Annotated in this window: 18 protein-coding genes; 11 read left to right on the plus strand and 7 right to left on the minus strand. The window is 45.9% G+C overall.

What is annotated here, in order from left to right:
- Positions 1-9 precede the first annotated feature (9 nt).
- The 4 genes from glpA to H5T41_04045 are packed head-to-tail and all read left to right on the plus strand — an operon-like array spanning position 10 to position 4190.
- Entirely contained in the window at positions 10-1614 is a 1605-nt protein-coding gene (gene glpA / locus H5T41_04030; GenBank protein ID MBC7107943.1) for an anaerobic glycerol-3-phosphate dehydrogenase subunit A, read from the plus strand.
- Positions 1592-2878, plus strand: coding sequence for a hypothetical protein (locus H5T41_04035; GenBank protein MBC7107944.1), 1287 nt, complete (start codon positions 1592-1594; stop codon positions 2876-2878). The genes glpA and H5T41_04035 overlap by 23 nt, the downstream gene beginning before the upstream one ends.
- Positions 2875-3927, plus strand: a complete 1053-nt coding sequence (locus tag H5T41_04040; protein MBC7107945.1) for a 4Fe-4S dicluster domain-containing protein — start codon at positions 2875-2877, stop codon at positions 3925-3927. Before H5T41_04035 ends, H5T41_04040 begins: the two co-directional genes overlap by 4 nt.
- Before the next feature lie 47 nt (positions 3928-3974).
- Positions 3975-4190, plus strand: coding sequence for a hypothetical protein (locus H5T41_04045; protein ID MBC7107946.1), 216 nt, complete (start codon positions 3975-3977; stop codon positions 4188-4190).
- Between the two features lie 8 nt (positions 4191-4198).
- Here the strand turns inward: H5T41_04045 and H5T41_04050 are convergent, their stop codons facing one another.
- Both H5T41_04050 and H5T41_04055 read right to left on the minus strand, forming a co-directional pair.
- Complete coding sequence (locus H5T41_04050) at positions 4199-4900, minus strand: hypothetical protein (protein ID MBC7107947.1); 702 nt, start codon at positions 4898-4900, stop codon at positions 4199-4201.
- Positions 4897-6405: an AAA family ATPase gene (locus tag H5T41_04055; protein ID MBC7107948.1), complete on the minus strand. Its 1509-nt coding sequence runs from the start codon at positions 6403-6405 to the stop codon at positions 4897-4899. The genes H5T41_04050 and H5T41_04055 overlap by 4 nt, the downstream gene beginning before the upstream one ends.
- A gap of 139 nt (positions 6406-6544) precedes the next feature.
- Between H5T41_04055 and H5T41_04060 the strand changes: the two genes are divergently transcribed.
- Both H5T41_04060 and glmS read left to right on the plus strand, forming a co-directional pair.
- Complete coding sequence (locus H5T41_04060; GenBank protein MBC7107949.1) at positions 6545-7735, plus strand: NTP transferase domain-containing protein; 1191 nt, start codon at positions 6545-6547, stop codon at positions 7733-7735.
- The gene (glmS, locus tag H5T41_04065) at positions 7736-9526 is read left to right on the plus strand and encodes a glutamine--fructose-6-phosphate transaminase (isomerizing) (protein ID MBC7107950.1); all 1791 of its coding nucleotides are present in this window, start codon (positions 7736-7738) and stop codon (positions 9524-9526) included. It begins immediately after the preceding gene.
- Here glmS and cas4 read toward each other — a convergent pair whose 3' ends face one another.
- Entirely contained in the window at positions 9527-10504 is a 978-nt protein-coding gene (gene cas4, locus H5T41_04070; GenBank protein MBC7107951.1) for a CRISPR-associated protein Cas4, read from the minus strand.
- A 27-nt stretch (positions 10505-10531) separates the two neighbouring features.
- Positions 10532-11323 (minus strand): TPD domain-containing protein, encoded by a 792-nt coding sequence (locus tag H5T41_04075; protein ID MBC7107952.1) that lies wholly within the window; start codon positions 11321-11323, stop codon positions 10532-10534.
- Between the two features lie 280 nt (positions 11324-11603).
- Between H5T41_04075 and H5T41_04080 the strand changes: the two genes are divergently transcribed.
- Positions 11604-12206: a hypothetical protein gene (locus H5T41_04080; protein ID MBC7107953.1), complete on the plus strand. Its 603-nt coding sequence runs from the start codon at positions 11604-11606 to the stop codon at positions 12204-12206.
- Positions 12207-12217: 11 nt separating this feature from the next.
- Here H5T41_04080 and H5T41_04085 read toward each other — a convergent pair whose 3' ends face one another.
- Entirely contained in the window at positions 12218-12478 is a 261-nt protein-coding gene (locus tag H5T41_04085; GenBank protein ID MBC7107954.1) for a DUF504 domain-containing protein, read from the minus strand.
- A 61-nt stretch (positions 12479-12539) separates the two neighbouring features.
- On the opposite strand from H5T41_04085, the gene ade reads away from it, so the two are divergent.
- The 3 genes from ade (at position 12540) to H5T41_04100 (ending at position 15546) form a co-directional block, all read left to right on the plus strand.
- Positions 12540-14174 (plus strand): adenine deaminase, encoded by a 1635-nt coding sequence (gene ade, locus H5T41_04090; protein ID MBC7107955.1) that lies wholly within the window; start codon positions 12540-12542, stop codon positions 14172-14174.
- Between the two features lie 80 nt (positions 14175-14254).
- Positions 14255-14917 carry a phosphoribosyltransferase gene (locus H5T41_04095; GenBank protein ID MBC7107956.1) on the plus strand — a complete coding sequence of 221 codons (663 nt, stop codon included), beginning with the start codon at positions 14255-14257 and terminating at the stop codon, positions 14915-14917.
- Positions 14918-14988: 71 nt separating this feature from the next.
- Positions 14989-15546, plus strand: a complete 558-nt coding sequence (locus H5T41_04100) for a purine phosphoribosyltransferase family protein (protein MBC7107957.1) — start codon at positions 14989-14991, stop codon at positions 15544-15546.
- On the opposite strand, the gene H5T41_04105 is transcribed toward H5T41_04100, so the two are convergent.
- Both H5T41_04105 and H5T41_04110 read right to left on the minus strand, forming a co-directional pair.
- Positions 15539-16288: an ABC transporter permease gene (locus H5T41_04105; GenBank protein MBC7107958.1), complete on the minus strand. Its 750-nt coding sequence runs from the start codon at positions 16286-16288 to the stop codon at positions 15539-15541. The two genes, H5T41_04100 and H5T41_04105, sit on opposite strands and share 8 nt — an antisense overlap.
- 32 nt (positions 16289-16320) lie before the next feature.
- Positions 16321-17232, minus strand: coding sequence for an ATP-binding cassette domain-containing protein (locus tag H5T41_04110; GenBank protein ID MBC7107959.1), 912 nt, complete (start codon positions 17230-17232; stop codon positions 16321-16323).
- A gap of 144 nt (positions 17233-17376) precedes the next feature.
- Here H5T41_04110 and H5T41_04115 point away from each other — a divergent pair, with 144 nt between their 5' ends.
- A complete protein-coding gene (locus tag H5T41_04115; protein ID MBC7107960.1) occupies positions 17377-18948 on the plus strand; it encodes a tripartite tricarboxylate transporter permease in 1572 nt (523 codons plus the stop codon).
- Positions 18949-18976: the final 28 nt, after the last annotated feature.

Genomic DNA, 18976 nt, shown 5'->3' on the forward strand with positions numbered 1-18976 from the left:
GGTGTTCTATTGCAACGAACAGAAGTTCTCATCATTGGCGGCGGAATTACAGGTGCCGGGATCGCGAGAGATCTAGCATGCCGTGGTGCTGAGGTTGTTCTCGTGGAAGGCTCTGATTTCTCAAATGGTGCGACAGGGCGATGCCATGGCATGCTCCACAGTGGAGCAAGATACGCAGTGAATGATCCTAGATCGGCAGCTGAGTGCGCTGCGGAAAATACCATCTTAAAAAGAATTGCGAACTTCTGTATTGAAGATACTGGTGGATTATTTGTTAGTCTGAAAAACGATGATCTAGATTACGCTGATCGATTCTTATCGTCATGCAAGAAAACCGGCGTGGCAGCGAAGGAAATAACAGTCCAGGAAGCGTTGAAAAAGGAGCCGATGCTCTCTAGGGAAATCGTTAGGGCGTTCGAGGTTCCTGACGCATCGGTCGATCCATTTCTCCTAACCCTCGGAAACATTGAATCTGCAAGGGAAGCCAATGGAATTGCGCTCAACTATCATTCCGTCAGAAGATTCGAAATCGATGGCGGGGTCATCGACAGAGTGATCGTCGAAAATCTCAGGAACGGGAGCGTTGAAATATACAAGCCTGAAATCGTCGTCAACGCGTCTGGCGCTTGGGCAAACAAGATCGCTTCGCTCGCGAATCTCAGTATCGGCATGACACTTGACAAAGGTTCGATGGTTGTCATCAATGGTAGGTTGACCAACGGATTGATCAACAGATTGAGAAAACCTTCGAACGGAGATATCATTGTGCCGAGTTATTCTTCATCGATCATCGGCACCACCTCGATTCAGGTCGATTCCCCTCTTGAGAATAAAGCAACTGAGGAGGAGGTTGATTTTCTGATCCGCGAAACGGCGATGATGATCCCCAACATCGCGATCTCCAGGGCTGTAAGGGCATACGCGGGGATCAGACCACTATGCGGGAGTGACAGGTCAACTGGCAGGGAAATCAGCAGAACCTTTCAACTAATCGATCACTCCGAGCATGGGATTGAGAATTTTATCAGCGTGATCGGCGGAAAGCTGACGACATACAGACTCATGGCCGAAAAAGTATCAGATATGGTTGCCTCAAAACTTGGCCTATCGGGATCATGTAGAACAGCAATCGATCCGCTTTTGTCTGTGGCTAAGGAAAATATCCACGCAAAAATCGCATCATCCATTGCTAGTCGGATCGTGAGAAAATCGTGTCTTTTCGCCGATGAAGTCATTCAAAGATGCACCGGAGAGTTAAGAGGGATGGAGGTCGTTTGTTCCTGCGAAGAGGTTCTACGGGGAGAAGTGATTTACTGGTGTAATCACCAAGATGTAAAGGAACTCTCGGATTTGATGAGACGCACAAGAGCTGGTATGGGCTACTGCCAGGGCGGTCTCTGCATTTTCGGATTATTATCCGCGATGATCGATAATTCCGACAGGGATCCAATGGAATTGCTAGTTCGGTTTATCAAGGAAAGGGAAAAAGGCGTTGAGCCTGTTTTGTTCAGAGGTCAACTCAAGGAGGAGTTTTTCAAGGAACATTTGATCAACGGCGTCTATCACCTTGATGCCTATTCGAGGGGAGATTATGAGAAAGACCTTGAAAGTTGAGACAGATGTTCTGATAATGGGGCATGGCGCCGCTGGTCTTTTTTCAGGCGCCATTCTTTCCTCATTTGGGAAACGGGTAATGATTGTAGGGGAGGGTGCAACATCGACCTCACTTTCAACTGGAAACATCGTTTTTCTGAGAAATTTCGACGGAAATGTCGATGAGCGCAAGTACGGAGAGACAACGATTTCGGAGGCGCTGATACCGTATATGTTCGATGAGCACTTGGATACAGAGTTTATAAATGCCGAGATACGTGCAATGACCTCGTTTCTTTTTCCGCGATTGAATACCTGCGGACTAGCGTTGAACGGATCAATTGATAAGAATCAGGTCTTATTGACGAATACGGGCTTTCCCTATTCATGTACATTTGCGCAAATGTTCGCTTCGAAGGGCGATCTTGAAAGCACATCGGAAAAAGATGTTGCGCTTCTGGGATTCCTCGGATACAAGGATTTCGATCCTGATTTGGCAGCGATTGTCATATCTAAAATAATGAATCTGAGTAATATATCCGCGTATTGGACCCAAATATCAGAATTCAAAAGACAATATGAAATGCATGCTGCCGAGGTTGCGCATCTCGCGCATGATGACACTTTTCAAGAAGGACTTGCAGCTGCGATAAAAGATATCGATTGTGATATAATTGGAATTCCGCCGATTTTTTCCCTTCTTGATTATCAATTGAAAATGACGGAACTCGAGAAAGAGACAGGAAGAGAGATTTTCGAGGTCGTAACACCATTGTCATTGCCAGGATTACGTTTTCATGAAGCACTTAGATTAGTTGCTCGGAGAGAAGGATGTCGATTATCCGAGGGATTGAAGGCTTCAAGCTTGCGTATGGTAGGTCGGAGAGCGGAGTCGGCAATTCTGAAAGGCAGATTCATAGACACGGAGGTCAAGTTCGATTGCCTTATTATTTGCACTGGAGGATTGCTCGGCGGGGGTTTAATCGCAAATGGTAACAAAATTGTCGATGCTTTCGGCATTTTTCAAGTTGAAAAAATGCCCAACCCAATTCATAGCAACACCAAACATAAACTTCACTCTTTGGTTCAAATGATCGCTCGCTACGGTTTGAAAACTGATTCATCGATGCATCTTTATCTGAAAAACGGAGAACGTCTTGAAAATGTACTGGGAGCTGGCTCAGTTCTTAAAGGATGTTCTTTTCCCGCAGGTCTCGGTTTGGGAGGTATCCTTCTTACTGCTTGGCTTTCGGCTAAGAACGCATTGGAGGTGCTAGACCAATGAGTGTCACGCTTAAAACGGGTGATTGCATCAAATGCAGCGCGTGCAACATGGTATGTCCAGTCGTTTCAATCGACGGCATATCTGGATTCAGTGGGCCAAGAAATCTCGCGGTCGATCTCCCCAGGTTCTTTGCCGGGAGAATGATTTCCTCACAGGAGATTTTCAAATGTACAACCTGTTGGAAATGCGAGGAGGTTTGCCCCTCATCTTTGCCGCTCTCCGATTCCATTCTCAGATTGCGGGAGATGATGTTTGATGAGAAGACCCTTGTCGAGGGGCACAAAAGAATTGTCGAAAACATCGATCGCTATGGCAGATCTATCAAACCCCAACTAAGAGAAAGAAGAGTCTATGCAAAGAGAGAGGCAGAGGTCCTCTATTTTCCAGGTTGCATCAGCGAAATGCGAGTGACCTCAATCTTTGATGCCACCGTAGAGCTTCTCGAAAAGGCTGGCGTGAATTTTGGAATTCCTGACAACTGGGTCTGCTGCGGAGCTCCGCTGGAAAAGATTGGCGATTCAAATCGATTGGAATCGTTAAAAGAAACGAACTTGATAAAATTCGGTAGCTTTGAAGAGATCATCACATCGTGTCCAGGTTGCACAACGCAATTCCTTCGGCATTATGACAGAGATCCTCTTCATACAATCGAAGTACTTTGGGAAGCGACAAAAAAGAACCGTCTAAAGTTTAAAACCCCGAAGAATAATGTCAGAGTAGCACTCCATCACCCATGCCACATCAAAAGAACAATCGGCCCTCAGATTATTGATCAGGCCTACGATCTGCTTCAATTAATTCCCAGAGTCAAAATCGTCGAGCTTGAAGATCCAGATAAATGTTGTGGTGGCGGTGGAGGAGTTGTAGCCGGTTTTTCCGATCTCGCGTTGAAATTGGCCGCAAGTAAGATGAGAGATGCATGCCGCTCAGGCGTTGATCTACTGCTAGCACCATGCCCTTTTTGCGTGCTGAATTTGCGAAGAGCGAATATCGGCAAGGTTGAAGAATTCATAACATTCATTAATATGTATACTGAACGAGAAGCTTGACCGCAAAGTAGAAAATAATTAGTATCCTATCTAATTCAGGCAAAAACATGAACAAGAATGCTCTTTGCTTTTCATGCCTTTACATCGAGGAGAGACCCGAATTAGGTGTCAATAACGAACTCATTTATTGCATCAAGAAGGACAAGATTTTGAGGCCGAAATCCGAGTGCGAATTTTACGTGAGATCGACGGATGAAACGCGAAACGCACTGCATAGTCAGATATACGGTGTCCTCTTCGAGGACGAGTTCGAAGATGAATGATTGATGATTCAATCGGAGAATTCAAGCAAAGTCATTTTTGATTCTTGTTGAACCTGCCTGATTTCGAATGGAATCCATTGGGTTGAGGTTGCGTACCCCCTCATATGCCTGATCCTCAATCTTCGATTGAGATTCTCATCGAACTTCAGTTCGATCACACCATCGGCCATTGCCATGAGATGATTGATTGTCCTATCCTCGTGCACACCATCGTGCACCGTGAATATAGCCATGCCGAGCTCGGATCGAATCCTGGAGGAGGATATCTGAAAGAATTTCAAAACGACATTTGTTTGGTTGTAAAGAAAAAGAGTTGAAAGGGAGTGCAGGAAAATCCTGATTGGGCGGCCGTACTCATTCGCTATCGCTGTCAAATTGAACATGATCCCTTCGATGTCCGAGACCTTCCGCACGTATTCTTCCGTGAAAGATGAATGATCATCGTATGAGCCCAGGAGACTTGAATGATAATCAATGATGAAGATTTTCTTTCCCAGAAAGTCATCAACGGGAACACCAAAGGCTTTCAAGAGAGAGACGACATCGCCAGGGAGAACATCGATTGTAACGAAAACAACAATATCGCCTCTTTCAAGGTAGCTCTGAGCAAGTCCGACATTGAACTCAAGAAGTCCAATTCCTGGACTTCCGATCATGAGAATCGAGGATCTTTCTGGAAGTGCGATTTTTAACATAACCACCTCACTCATAGAATTGGAACCAATGAAATGTGACCACCAACTTTTTTCTCAGCAAATGTAAAGGCGTTGCACTCCGTGAATGGTTTTTCTCCGTAGAGTATAACCGTTCCGCCCACTCTGTCGATCTTGAGATGGATAGTTGCGAGATCGGCGATCCGCTGGGTCGAGTCGGCGGAAGGAGGTGCAATGCCAACGAAGATTCCTTTATTCCTCCTGACTGAGGCGAGGTAATCCGCAAGCTGATCCATTACTTGAATTCCATAGATGGATTCCATCGTATCGAATCCCATTAATGTGAGGTATGGCTGGGATGAAGCTTGCAACCCAAAGGCCAAATTCTGCCAGCTGAAGTCGTCGTAGGCTGTTGAGCCTTCAACAGGTAGGATATACTTCGCCGCAGTTCCGATCTGAGTCGCCTTTTCTGGGATTCTGACATTCTTCTCGAAATCGCCTTCACTAACGATACCAACCATGCGATTCCTCAGACTCTCGGCGCTCGCCTTTCTCATCGGAACCCAGATGACTCCTCTCCCCTGCGCAACGAAGTTTGCAACCATCGAGTTTTCAATCGCGGTGCTAACGCTTGTCGGAATCGCGTGCCCAAGCTCCAAAAGGACGATCGAACCTTTTTCCAATCCTCCACCTAGCATACGATCAATATCTTCGATGCCGCATGATACTCGCTCTCCAGCGTCGGGAATCGGTGACCAGCCTTTCCACAGAGAAATATCAGCGTCCGCAGTCCTGCCGAAACTCTGAATCCTACCGCCGCTGAGGGTAAAAATATATCGCATCTGCTGGATCTCACATCCCCTTAGTTTCATTATTTCGATTTCTCTTAGCCTTCGGTTTTGGTATTCCAAGGATTTAAGTAAAACAACACCGTCACCAAGATAATCGAGCTGTGGGTCAGCGCTCTCCAGAACGAATAGAACGTTTGCACCGTAACCCTCGACGAGATCGCTCTGAATTGTCAATATGATTCTTGCGCACGTTTCGCCATATTTCTGTGCCAGTGCATCGATACTGTCAATCACGATCAGTTGTTTTGATTTTTCGTCAGTCTCAACGATCCTGTAGATCGCTTCAAGCTCGCTCAAATCCCGGCCAATCGTCAACGAAATTTTCGCTTCCTTTCCGCCGAGACTCTTAATTCCTTTCAGTTCAATTAGTCCCGATTGCTTGTCCTTCTGATCTTTTGCCTCCAGCGTTCTATTTGATGAGATCGTGAGCCGGGAAGTTTCTCCCCTTTGAAACTTTTCCTTGAGCCATGGAAATTGCGAGAAAAGGGAATTATCGGAAACGCGCGTCGAAAGGTAATAACTTTTTTCTATAGCGCTCAGCTCCTCTATTATTTGAAGAGCAAAGGTTGTTTTACCCGTACCAGCGTTCCCTCGGAGAATCAATGAGTGACCGCCTTCTTTCATGAAGAAAGCAAGTATTTCAGGCGGAAGTCTTGCTCTTGAATTTTCGGTTGTTCCAAGTCCCGAAAGATTCTCGGCGTAATACACCATCAATAATCGATTCGGGAAAGAACGCATAAATCTTTTCGATAGATTCTCGCGAATGATACTATCATATTTTCGAATAACGTTTTCTGCACAAAAAGTATAAAGATGCAAAACTGAAATGCAATCAGAGGAGGATACACGCTTGAAAGCAGTTATTCTGGCAGCAGGGGAAGGGATGAGGCTTCGCCCGTTCACTTATTCACGCCCAAAGCCCATGCTGCCAATTGGTAATAGGCCGATTCTCGAATACATTATCGATGCCCTTGTATCAAATGACATTAAGGACATTATCATGGTTGTTGGATACAAGAAGGAAAAGATCATGTCTTATTTTCAGGATGGAGCAAGATTTGACGCAAGAATTTCATATGCTTTTCAGGAAAAACAAATAGGAACAGCACATGCCCTCATCGCTGCAAAACACTTGTTAAATGAGAATTTCGTCGTTCTTGCAGGGGATAATCTCATCGATGCAAAAATCGTTTCTGACCTTTTGCATAACGGCAGGATACCTTCTATCCTCGTGACTGAGAGCGATATTCCTTCGAAATATGGTGTCGTTCAATTAGAAGGTAATAGGATCACATCCATCGCCGAGAAACCCGAAGTCATGGTGGGCAATATCATCAGCACTGGGGTGTATCTATTCAATGATGAGATTCTTAACGCAATCGAAATAGAAATGAGTACTGGCGCTCTCGGCATCACAAATGCCATGCAGAAAATGCTTGGAAAACTGGATATCTATGCGGTAAAAACCGATGGGAAATGGATCGACGTCGTATACCCATGGGATATCATCAAGGTCAATGCTGTGGCACTTTCATCTGAGGGGCAAGCGATTTCGGGCATTGTTGAAGATAATGTAATGATCAGAGGCCCTGTCGTGATCGGAGCGGGAACGAGAGTTAGATCGGGCACATACATCAATGGACCCGTTCTCATCGGGGAAGGCTGTGAAATAGGGCCACATGTGAGTATTTTTCCGACGACGAGTATCGGTAATAACGTGCGTATCGATGCGTATACCTACGTCTCCAACTCAGTGATTATGAATAATGTATGCATCGGATCACATTCGCATCTTTCACACACTGTCATTGATGAAGGAGTCAGGATTGCATCGAGTCTGAGCTGCGTCTGCGGTCAAGCATTTGCGAAAATAGATGATGAGTTTTTCAAATTGGACAATATCGGGGCATTGATTGGAGAGGACACGATCATCGGTTCGCACGTTACGATCGCTCCTGGAACGATTGTTGGCGCTGGTTGTCGGATTTCTGACGGTGTAAGAGTTTCTGGAAATCTGGAAAACAGGTGTGTCGTGGTTTGAATGTGCGGCATCGTCGGATATACCGGCCCGAGAGAGGCTATCGAAATCCTGCTTGATGCGCTGAAGAGACTCGAGTACAGAGGTTATGATTCCGCTGGATTGGCGATCTTGGAAAATGATATCCAGATCGCGAAAGACAAGGGGGAAATTTCACAGTTAGAAAAGAGCGTCCCGAAGCTTCGCGGGACGGTTGGAATTGGCCACACAAGATGGGCAACATGCGGTAAACCATCGAAAGAAAACGCACATCCTTTCCTCGATTGCTCTGGTAATTTTGCACTTGTGCACAACGGCATTATCGAAAATCACCGCGAGTTGAGACGTGAGCTCGAAGCGGAAGGGCATGTTTTCACGTCGGAGACTGACACGGAAGTTCTCGTTCATTTGATAGAGAAGTATTACGATGGGAACATGGAAAAAGCGGTGAGAGAATCGCTGAAAAGAGTCAAGGGAACTTATGCCATTGCTGTGATTGGGAAAGGATCAAGAGAGATCATTGCAGCAAGAAAAGAAAATCCATTGGTCGTGGGTCTCGGTGTTGGTGAGAATTTCGTCGCCTCTGACGTGACCGCACTTTTGAATTACACCAATAAAGTCATGTACGTAATGGATGGGGAATACGCAGTCATATCGCCAGTCGGCGTGAAACTGTACGATGGCTCGGGCAATGAGATCTCTAGAACGCCCAGTCTCGTCACTTGGACTATTGAAGATGCCCAACGTGGCGGATTTGAACACTATATGCTCAAAGAAATTTTTGAGCAGCCAGCGTCGATTCATAATTCTCTTCTCGGAATGCTCGATGGTATCGAAGAAGGAGAATTCCTCCAAAACGCAAATTTCGATTCGGTGAAGATTGTCGGCTGCGGTTCATCCTACCATGCCGCGATGGTTGGAAAATATATCATCGAGTCCCTCGCCCACATTCCCGTTACGCTGGAGCTCGCATCGGAATACAGGTATTCTCATGGTACACGAGAAACTCCGCTGGTCATTCTTATTACTCAGAGCGGTGAAACGGCTGACACGCTCGCTGCAGCCAGAGAAGCAAGAAAAAGGGGATGCCGCACATTTGCGATCACAAACGTCGTTGGCAGCACTATTACACGAGAGGTTGACGAAGTCTTTTACACAAAGGCGGGTCCTGAGATCGGAGTGGCAGCGACAAAGTCCTACATCACACAGCTCATTGCTCTCTATCTCGTAGGCATGAGAATCGGGTTTGTTCATAGGACACTTTCGCATGAATTGCTGAGGTCGATGAAAGATCAATTGAGATTAATGCCTCGGCAGGTCAACGCCGTTCTGGATAATAAGGAGATCGTGGAGGAAGCATCGGATCTCCTTGTAAATGCAAGGAATGTATTCTTTATCGGTCGCAATATCAACTATCCGACGATGCTTGAGGGGGCGCTCAAGCTCAAGGAAATCTCGTACATACACGCGGAAGGATATGCAGCTGGAGAACTCAAACACGGCCCTCTCGCTCTTCTCGACGAAAATACACCCGTTGTCGCCTCATGCATTCGAGACCATACTTACGAAAAGATGATATCGAATATTTCTGAGGTTGCCGCAAGGGACAGTCCAGTTCTCGCGATCGGATACGAGGACGATCGTGACTTGATGGCAGTCGCTGATCGCTTTATAGGAATTCCGAAAGTCGATCCTCTGTTTTCACCAGTTCCATTGACAGTTGTTCTGCAGCTCTTGGCATATTATACGGCAAAAAAGAGAGGGTGTCCGATCGACAAACCGCGAAACCTCGCGAAGAGTGTGACGGTGGAGTGATCAGGCCAATTTTTCGGGACAAATCGTTCGTCTCGAACACGAGGTGCACTTGCCAACCCTGTGATGGTTTCGATGAACGACGCCCGTTCTTACGAGATTTCGCATTTCTTCGATTTTTGCAAGAATTAATTTCTTTAGTTCTTCATCATACTCAATTTCATACTCAACGTCGTCGTATTTCAGAATGCCATGGGATACTTTCGCCCCGTTTTCTTCGAGAAGCAGACAATAAGCCCCTACTCTCAGTATATGAGAAAAGAGCGGGCCTCGTGGCTTTCGTCCAGTTTTGACCTCCACAGGGACTGCTTCACCATCGACCTCTATCACATAATCTGGTTTCCCGGCGAGACCGTATCTTTCAGACTTGAGTAATTTCGAACCCTTGCCACCGATGTAGATGATCTTACCTCTGATCAGCTGCTCTTTTCTTTTCCTCGCGGCGATGTGACTTGCCCTCAAAGAAAGGTACAGGGCGATATTGGCAGCGATCAACCAAAGGAGCGCTAAGAATTCATAAATCAACGCACTACGAGGTTCGATTCCCAGTATTGTAACGGCATTGAGTGCGGTAATCATCGCGATGATCGCGGTGAGAATCGTAATCTGCTCGTACTTGGCACGGTTCCTCTCTTCCCTGGCGGAAGCAGAACTGTAAAGCGCAATGAGTCCGGCAATGATCCATGGTATCGAAAGCACACCGAGTATTTTCCTCCATTCTTCTGGATTTTCCACGGGCTTCAACACGACTCCGATGAGGGCGAGTACCGTCGCTGTGACGGCAAACCATGTGATCGCCCGTTCCCAGATGTTAGCCTTCAATTCATGATCGATGATTTCGCTGAGATTCTCGGCAAGGGACTCATGTTCCATTCGGCCTTCCTCGAGAGCAGGTGTCATCACTTCAGCATTTCTGCTGAGCCACCAACTCAGCGGGCAATAGGCGTACTTCTCTACTTCGCTCGCAGAAACAAAGGCCATTTCGACGAAGATATTGTGGACGAGAATCTAAATGCTTGCTTCATTTCTCGGAAGAATTCCGGATGATTTCTCGCAATTGCACGAAAGAAGGGACGAATCTGCAATTGCAATGCCATCTGGGCATTCGATTCCGTCGATATACCCGAACCAATAAACGACAAGCCCTTCTCCGAAAAGATCGGTATAAGCGCTCAACTGCCTGCGGATGTTTTTTCTGACCTCGACCGTGTCACCAAATGTCGCTTTTGATTCTATCCAATTGATCTTCCAGCCATTGACTTGAATCGGTTTTTCTAAAAGACAATCCGGTGTTTTTGGAAATTCCCCTCTGAGATCCCTTTCCGTCTTATAGGTTATTCCTTGAGAATCCAACCAGCTCCTTAAACGATTTTCACCCCATTCCCCTCGCTTATACTGCACCTCAGTCGCCCATGGAGAATACACAATGTCTGAGCGAACGACCTCCATGATTTCTTTCATTGTCCTGCGATCATTGATCAATTCAGGATTCTTGACCAAGTTCCAGTACTGTTTTTTCGAAAAACCGTTCGCCTGAAATATGATTAAACCTGTCAAGACGGGTGAGAAATGCCATTTTCTTGCGATCGACAAAATGCTTTTGCCATCTTTCCAACTCCTGAGGAGTTTATCAGCGTTGCGTTTGACCAGATAGAATCGTTTCGTCGTTTCTCTAACCGTTTTTTGGGTAAAAATGACCGTCAGGAGTTCTTCATCCAATCCTTTTTCCGCAGCGACGATCTTAATGTCTTCAGGAAAATTCAACAACTTGTAAATTTCCCTGTATTCACTTAATCTCATTATTTTCACGCTTTTATCGTCGTAGTAAGGTAGATTGTATTTAAAACTATCGCCACACCAGTTTTTCACTGGAACCCTGGCTAAACATACTAAGAGTTACACAAGTATGATTGTCGCAAAGAGAAATTCAAACATTGCTTCCGAAGATTTGTCCCATAAGGGATCAATACCGACCCAATAGAAATCGTGATTTGAGGATGCAATACGATTAAATACAGAAGAAGATGATTCATTTCAGGTGACTCGAGAATCCCGCTTATGGGAACGGGAGGGATTGTAAATGGACGGTTCATTTTTAGCGAGTAGTCGGGGCCCCCCATGGCTTCCTGCGGCTGCAGTTGACGCTAGGAGACTGGCATATTGGGGTCAGGTCTTTTTCTTCGTCGTTATGATCGTATCAGCGATTTTTGGGATCATTTCACTCTTTATGTGGGTTTTAGATCACGCGAGCGGAGGAGGCACGATTTATCTTCTCGTCACTGCGGTTGTGAACTTCATCATCCTTTATATTATGAAACCAACGGTCTTCGATCATATTGACCAAGGGCGATTCAGTGAGGCAAGCGATCATATGCTCATTTATGGAGTGTTGGGGATCATCTTTGGTATCATCCCTGGCATCTTTCTAATCATCGCCTTTGTGCGGTTGCAGGAGGTGTTCCAGCCCCAGTATCAGCCATATCCGCCCGGTCAGATTCAAACAACACAACCCTCCGAACCAGCGAAGGTGCCGTCTCACCCATCACCGCCACAACAACCAACACCGCCACCAGCGGCTGCACCAGAAAAACCAAAACAACCGGAAATGGTCAAATGTAAGAAATGTGGCGTTCAATACCCTGCATTCATGCGAACCTGTCCAAACTGTGGAGAAGCACGCTGATTGATTGGTCGTCAATCCTTTTTAATTTTTTTAACAGGACTGCGAGAATCAAAAAGGATTTCGCCACGGTAGATGATTTTTCTGATACGATGATACGGGATTTCATTATCGCCAACAGTGAAAAAGAATCGGCCGAGCTCTCTGATTTCAGATCCGGAAATAATCTTGATATCGTTAGGCGCTCCCCTGTGCAAAAAATGAATCTCGGCTTCGGCCAGATTTTTATCCTTCCGCCATTTGAGTTCATTGAGGATCTCTCTTGGAAACGCCATGTTGATCGCAAGTAGAATCAATGGAAAAATATTTTGGGGACTGATGTGAAATTGAATAAACATGAATATTAAAAATATCGAAGGTCAACTCGTCGATGTCGCCGGCGGTGCCATAATTCCTGCGAGGATCGTAATCCAGGACGACAAAATCGTTGGCATAGAGAGACGATCACATGCACCTGATGTATACATTCTTCCTGGTTTCATCGATTCTCATGTTCACATCGAATCGTCGCTCCTTTGTCCATCTAGATTTTCTGAGGCTGCCGTGTCCCATGGCACAACTTGCGTCATTACAGACCCACATGAAATTGCGAATGTTCTTGGCATGAAAGGCATCGAATTCATGCTAAGAGATTCTAAGAAAACACCAATGCGGATATACTTCACCGTCCCTTCATGCGTTCCCGCAACCGAAATGGAGACTCCGGGCGCCGTTCTCACCTGGAAAGAAGTAAAGGAATTGCTGGTGCTTCCAGAGTTCGTAGCGCTCGGCGAGGTGATGAATGTTCAAGCTGTGCTCGCAGAAAGAGAAGATATGATGATGAAAATCGAGGCGGCGAAATTACTCGGAAAACCCATCGATGGACACGCACCCGGTCTTTCAGGCTATGCTCTCGACCGTTACATTTTCGCGGGAATCTCAACAGATCATGAATGTGTTTCTTCCGAAGAAGCACTGGAAAAGCATCGCAAAGGCATGAGGATCATGGTACGCGAAGGATCCACCTCGAAGGATCTGGAACCGTTGGCACAATTTGCAAGAGAGCATGAGTTCCTCCTCGTTTCGGATGATTTGCATGCGTTGGATTTGAAGAGGGGGCACATAGATGATTTATTGAGAAAAGCGGTGCGTTTGGGAATCGACCCAATCCGCGCAGTTCGTTCTGTGACCCTGTGGCCCGCGAAACACTATGGACTGCCGCTCGGATCAATAGCAATAGGCGAATCGGCAGACATTGTGATTGTCGACAATCTCAAGGATTTTAACGTTCTGCAAGTGTACATTGGCGGGAAACTTGTTGCAGAAAAAGGCAGAACACTGTTCAAAGTTGAGCCTGAGAATCTCGATTACCACATGGTTGAACAACACACTTCTCCAACCGATTTTGAAATTCGTGTCGATAAAGATAGGCGGAAAGTGAGGGTCAGGGTAATTCGCGTTGTGCCTGACCAAGATATCAGTTATTCTGATGTCGCCGAGCTGAACGTCATTGATGGTGTCGTTCAGGTGGATTTACAACAAGACGTGCTTTATGTTTCGGTCGTGTGCCGTTACGAACGAAAAAAGCCAGCTCTGGGTTTCATCAAGGGATTCAAACTCAAAAAAGGAGCGATCGCGTCCAGCGTTGCTCACGACGCCCATAATATCATCGCTGTGGGCGTCGATGCGAATTCGATCGCCACTGCGGTCGAACATGTATCACGGGTAGGGGGTTACTGTGCGACGGACGGCATAAAATCCGTTACTTTGGAGCTGCCCATTGCAGGTCTCATGAGCACTGAAGACTGCGAGACAGTCTGCGAGAAAGAAACGAAAATCACAGAGCTTGTAAGGACAATGGGGTGCGATTTGGAAGCGCCATTCATGACGCTTTCATTCCAAAGCCTTCTCGTTGTCCCGGAACTCAAGATCTGCGATAGAGGTCTATTCGATTCCACTCAATTCAAATTCGTCGATCCAATCATTGATTAATATAAAAAATGAATAATCAATCAACAAAAAGCTTTTTTGTTTATAATACTGTGGAGTTGTGGCTGTAATTCGGTGAAAAGATGCCAGAAATCGAGCGCTTCAGGAGCAAGATTGTGACATGGGAAGAGATTTCCAAATGGACGCTTGACGTTGCAAGACAGATCAGAGATTGCAATTGGAGACCGACAGTTATTATTGGCTTAACCAGGGGCGGCTGGATTCCAGCAAGACTCCTCTGCGATCACCTCCATGTCAAGAAGCTCTACGCCGTTAAGACGGAACATTGGGGGATCACAGCTAACCAGAATGGAAAAGCCCTCCTCACTCAGGAACTCAACGCGAACATTGAGAATGAAAATGTTCTCATTGTTGACGATATCACCGATACGGGGGAAAGTTTGAAACTCGCGATCAAGCATGTCGAAGAACTGAAACCAAAGGAGATCCAGACTGCAACCCTTTTGCACATAACGCGATCCAAAATTGAACCAAACTTCTACTCGGTGAAGGTTCCTGAAGATCGGTGGACGTGGTTTATATTCCCATGGAATCTCCATGAGGATCTACGGACTCTGCTTCCAAAAACTCTTGGGGACGGAAAGACTGAAGATGAGATACAGGCTGCTTTCCTGAATCAATTCGAGATCGAGGTTTCCGAAGATCTTATTCGCAGCACTCTTAAAGACCTCGAGGCGGAAGGAAGGGTCAAGAGAAAGGGAAGAATCTGGGTTAAGACAGGCTGATGGAGAAGAATCCTCTCACGGATTCATGTGCCATTATCTATATCTTAGTGGATATGGATATAGATGACGTGATGCTCAATCGACTTCGAAGGAGTCTCGAATCCTCTCCGGTTGTCCGCATGGGCGATTATGATTATTTCATCAGTCCGATTACCGATGGTATTCCCAGCATGGATCCAGGAGTTTTGAATGAGGTGATTGATGCAATTATCCAGATCGGCGAGTTCGACTGTGATCTCATCACGACACCGGAGGCGATGGGAATACCAATTGCAGTCGGTCTTTCCCAGAGACTTGGAATTCCATACAACGTGATTAGGAAGAAGAAGTACGGGCTACCAGATGAAGTAAGCGTAATTCAATGCACTGGATACGCTACGGGGGAACTCTATATTAATGGCGTTAAAAAAGGAGACAGAATCGTCCTCGTCGATGACGTAATAAGCACTGGGGGAACTCTCTCAGCGATATTGAAGGCGCTCAAAAGTCTCGGAGCGATCATCAAGGATGTCATCGTCGTGGTTGAAAAAGGAGACGTAAAATCAAGGATTGAAATGGAGCTGGGAGTTAACATCAAGACTCTCGTAAGAGTTGAAGTTCGGAACGGTCACGTCGTCATTCTCACTTGATTAAACGTTTTCTCATTAGTAATATTGCTGTAACAAAGGTGATTGCCGTTAGTAGCACAATGTATAGTAAGCTTATCACATCTACCCAGCTGAACATATTGTAGCTGAGATCACGAATCAATCTCGTTGAATGTGTTAGCGGGAGGATTTCGGCCATCCATTGGCCCCATTCTGGTAGTACTTTGAGAGGAAAAAAAGTCCCACTGAAGAGGAACATCGGTGTGATCAGGAGAAAGAAAGGATAGTTGAACGAATCGATATTTGGAACGAGCGCAGTGAAGATCATTGCGATTGATGCAAACATAAGCCCAGACAAAAACCCAATGAAAGGCACAAACAGCATGCCAGGGAACCAGGCGAGTCTAGCGATAACCACAACCCCCAGCACAATCGTCGAATTCAAAAGACTTTTCGTTGCACCCCAGAGCATTTCTCCAGCAATCACATCTTCGATACTCAATGGCGTCGCGATGATCGCGTCGAAAGTTTTCTGGTAATGCATGCGCACATAAGAGCCATATGTGCATTCGAAAAACGCGGAATACATCGAGGAAATTGCAACAAGACCAGGTGCTAAGAACATCGCATATTCAACGAAAAGTCCCTCGTATTCGACTTTTCCAATGAGGATTCCAAACCCCAATCCCATCGCCACAAGATAGAGAATCGGTTCAAAGAAGGGGGGCAGAAAATTTGTTTTCCATGTCGTAAAAAAGACATCCTTGTTTCTTCTCCAGACCATTAGAGACCGACGGCTGATGTTAGACAAAATACTCAATCTCTCAGCCCCCTACCTGTAAGTTTTAAGAAAACATCCTCCAGCGTTGACCTCCTGATCGCCGCGTGCTGCAGAAAGAACTTCTCATTGATTTCATGAAGAAGTTGTTGTGGATTGTCGGCGTAAACATAAATTCTATCCGATCCCTTTTCAGTGAAAAGGCCACTGGCTCGTAAATAACTCTCAACTTCAGGTGCCGGATCGATGATCTCGAGTACGCTTTGGCCAGAATGTCGTTCAATGAGATCCTTGGGACGGCCTTCGACGAGGATCTTTCCCTGATCCATGATGACAAGCCTATCGCACAAACGCTCCGCTTCATCCATATAATGCGTTGTCATGATGACGGTAACACCAGATTTTCGCAGTTCCCTAATCTTATCCCAGATAAGGTGCCTTGCCTGAGGATCAAGACCCGTTGTTGGCTCATCCAAAATGAGAATCTTGGGGTCGTTGATAAGAGCTCTTGCGATGATAAGTCGCCTTTTCATTCCTCCGGAAAGCTCAGGTATCTCGACATTAGCTTTTTCTTTCAATTGCATGAAGTCTAGAAGTTCCATTGCCTTTCTCTCTGCAACGCTCTTTTCGATCCCGAAATAGCGGGCATAAACGGTCAGATTTTTCAGAACCGTGAAATCAGGGTCAAGATTATTTTCCTGAGGAGCGACTCCGATAAGCGCCTTTATTTCTCTTAGATTCTTCTCGACATCCAATCCCAGTACGAACAATTTCCCAGAAGTGATCGGTGATGCACAATAAATCATCTTCATTACAGTCGTTTTGCCAGCTCCATTGGGGCCGAGAAAACCGAAACACTCTCCTTCCTTGATCTCGAAATTGATACTGTTAACGGCCGTGAATGAATCGTATCTTTTTGTCAAGTTTTCAGCTTTGACGATGGTTTTCATGCTGCCGGGTAATTGATCGAATCCATTAATTAATCTGTGTTGTTGCAATCATTAAATCTTGAACCACAAACAAACTAATTCACAGGAGAATAGTATAAGAGTAATGGAAGCACCATTTCAATTGGTAAGAAATTAATTTGCTTCGTGGAGGTACACATCCTTCTGTTAATTCTTTGCTTCACCGTTGCTGGTGCATGCCTAGGATGCATTAGCGGCCTCGTACCAGGAATTCACGTCAATACCTTGTGCGTCATCCTCATCACCACATACCCCTCGATAACTTCTCCTCTGATCGAATTAGCAAATGATTTAGACCCTACCATGATACCAATCCTTTTCTCATCAATGATCGTGTCAGCAGCAACCGTCCATTCTTTCCTCGATTTCATCCCTTCTGTCTTCCTTGGTGCTCCAGAAGATCCCGAAATTCTTTCTGTTCTCCCTGGGCACAGACTGCTGCTTCGCGGGAAGGGCATGGAGGCCATTGGGTGCGCTGCGAAGGGGAGTCTCATTGGCGCATTCCTTGCAATCACGCTCGCATTTCCGTTACGGTTACTGATGGGGGCTCCTTTGAAACTGTATGAACTCCTTGTTCCTTTCATTCCAGTTATTCTCATAGCAATAGTTATTCTTCTGATCGTTTCCGAAAAGGAGGATAATCGAATTACTGCAATCATCGATGCACGCGAGGGAAGTATCGAGTTTTCATCCCCATATGTGATCCTATCACCGCCATTTCCTTCAGAAGGTGAAAGAGTGCGGATCTCTGGGAGAATTCGACACGCCTTCCTGAGATCCTATGTGGTAAATACTACCAACGGTCGTTGGAAAGTTCGCATCAAAGGAAGCATTCCTGATGGTTATGCAACAATCGAGGGTGTCTGGAGATTCGAAAAAAGAAGGATTCGAAAGAAAATGATTGCGCTCGCAATCTTTCTTTGCTCAGGCATACTTGGCTTCATCGTGCTGCACGGAAAGCTGCCTTCTAACCCACTCCTTCCTGGCACTTCTGATAACCTGCTGTTTCCATTGCTGTCTGGTCTTTTTGGGGTGCCTTCTCTGATTCTTTCACTAGGAAGATCAAAAATCCCGCCGCAGGAATCGAAACCACACGCAAGCATCAATTTCGGTGATGCGATGAAAGGTACGGTCATCGGCGCTCTTGTAGGATGGTGTCCGGGTGTAACTTCAACAACAGGTGCGGTTATTGCTAGTTTTATTACATCGAAGAAGAAAGTTGATCCAATCGATTCTTCAAAGGATTTTATCACAATGGTTTCCGCTCTCGGAACCTCTGCAACCGTTTTCAATCTAGTTGCCCTCACAACGATAGGTAAGGGCAGGAGTGGGGCGATGCTCGCGGTGAGGGAAATCATAGGACCTCAGGAGATCGATGCGTCGTTGAACCAGATCTCCCCGGTCTTTTCACTCATGCTATTCTCGATCTTTTTCGCATCGCTGATTGGGTTCGCATTGACAATCGTCTTCGGAAAAAGGATCAGCAAGAAGCTTGAAAATGTCGATACAAAAAGGATCAATCTAGTCGTGCTTTTATTCTTAATCTCACTTGTTCTCTTAATGACAGGACCTATCGGGTTCATTGTACTCGTCGCTGCAACCTGTCTTGGTCTCTTACCACCGTTAATCGGCGTCAAGAGGGTGCAACTCACTGGTTGTTTGCTTCTCCCCATCATCATCTTCTTCGCAGAATTATGATTCTGAATTCTCTGATAGCGTCACACCA

The sequence above is a fragment of the Methanomassiliicoccales archaeon genome, from assembly GCA_014361295.1.
Taxonomy (GTDB): domain Archaea; phylum Thermoplasmatota; class Thermoplasmata; order Methanomassiliicoccales; family JACIVX01; genus JACIVX01.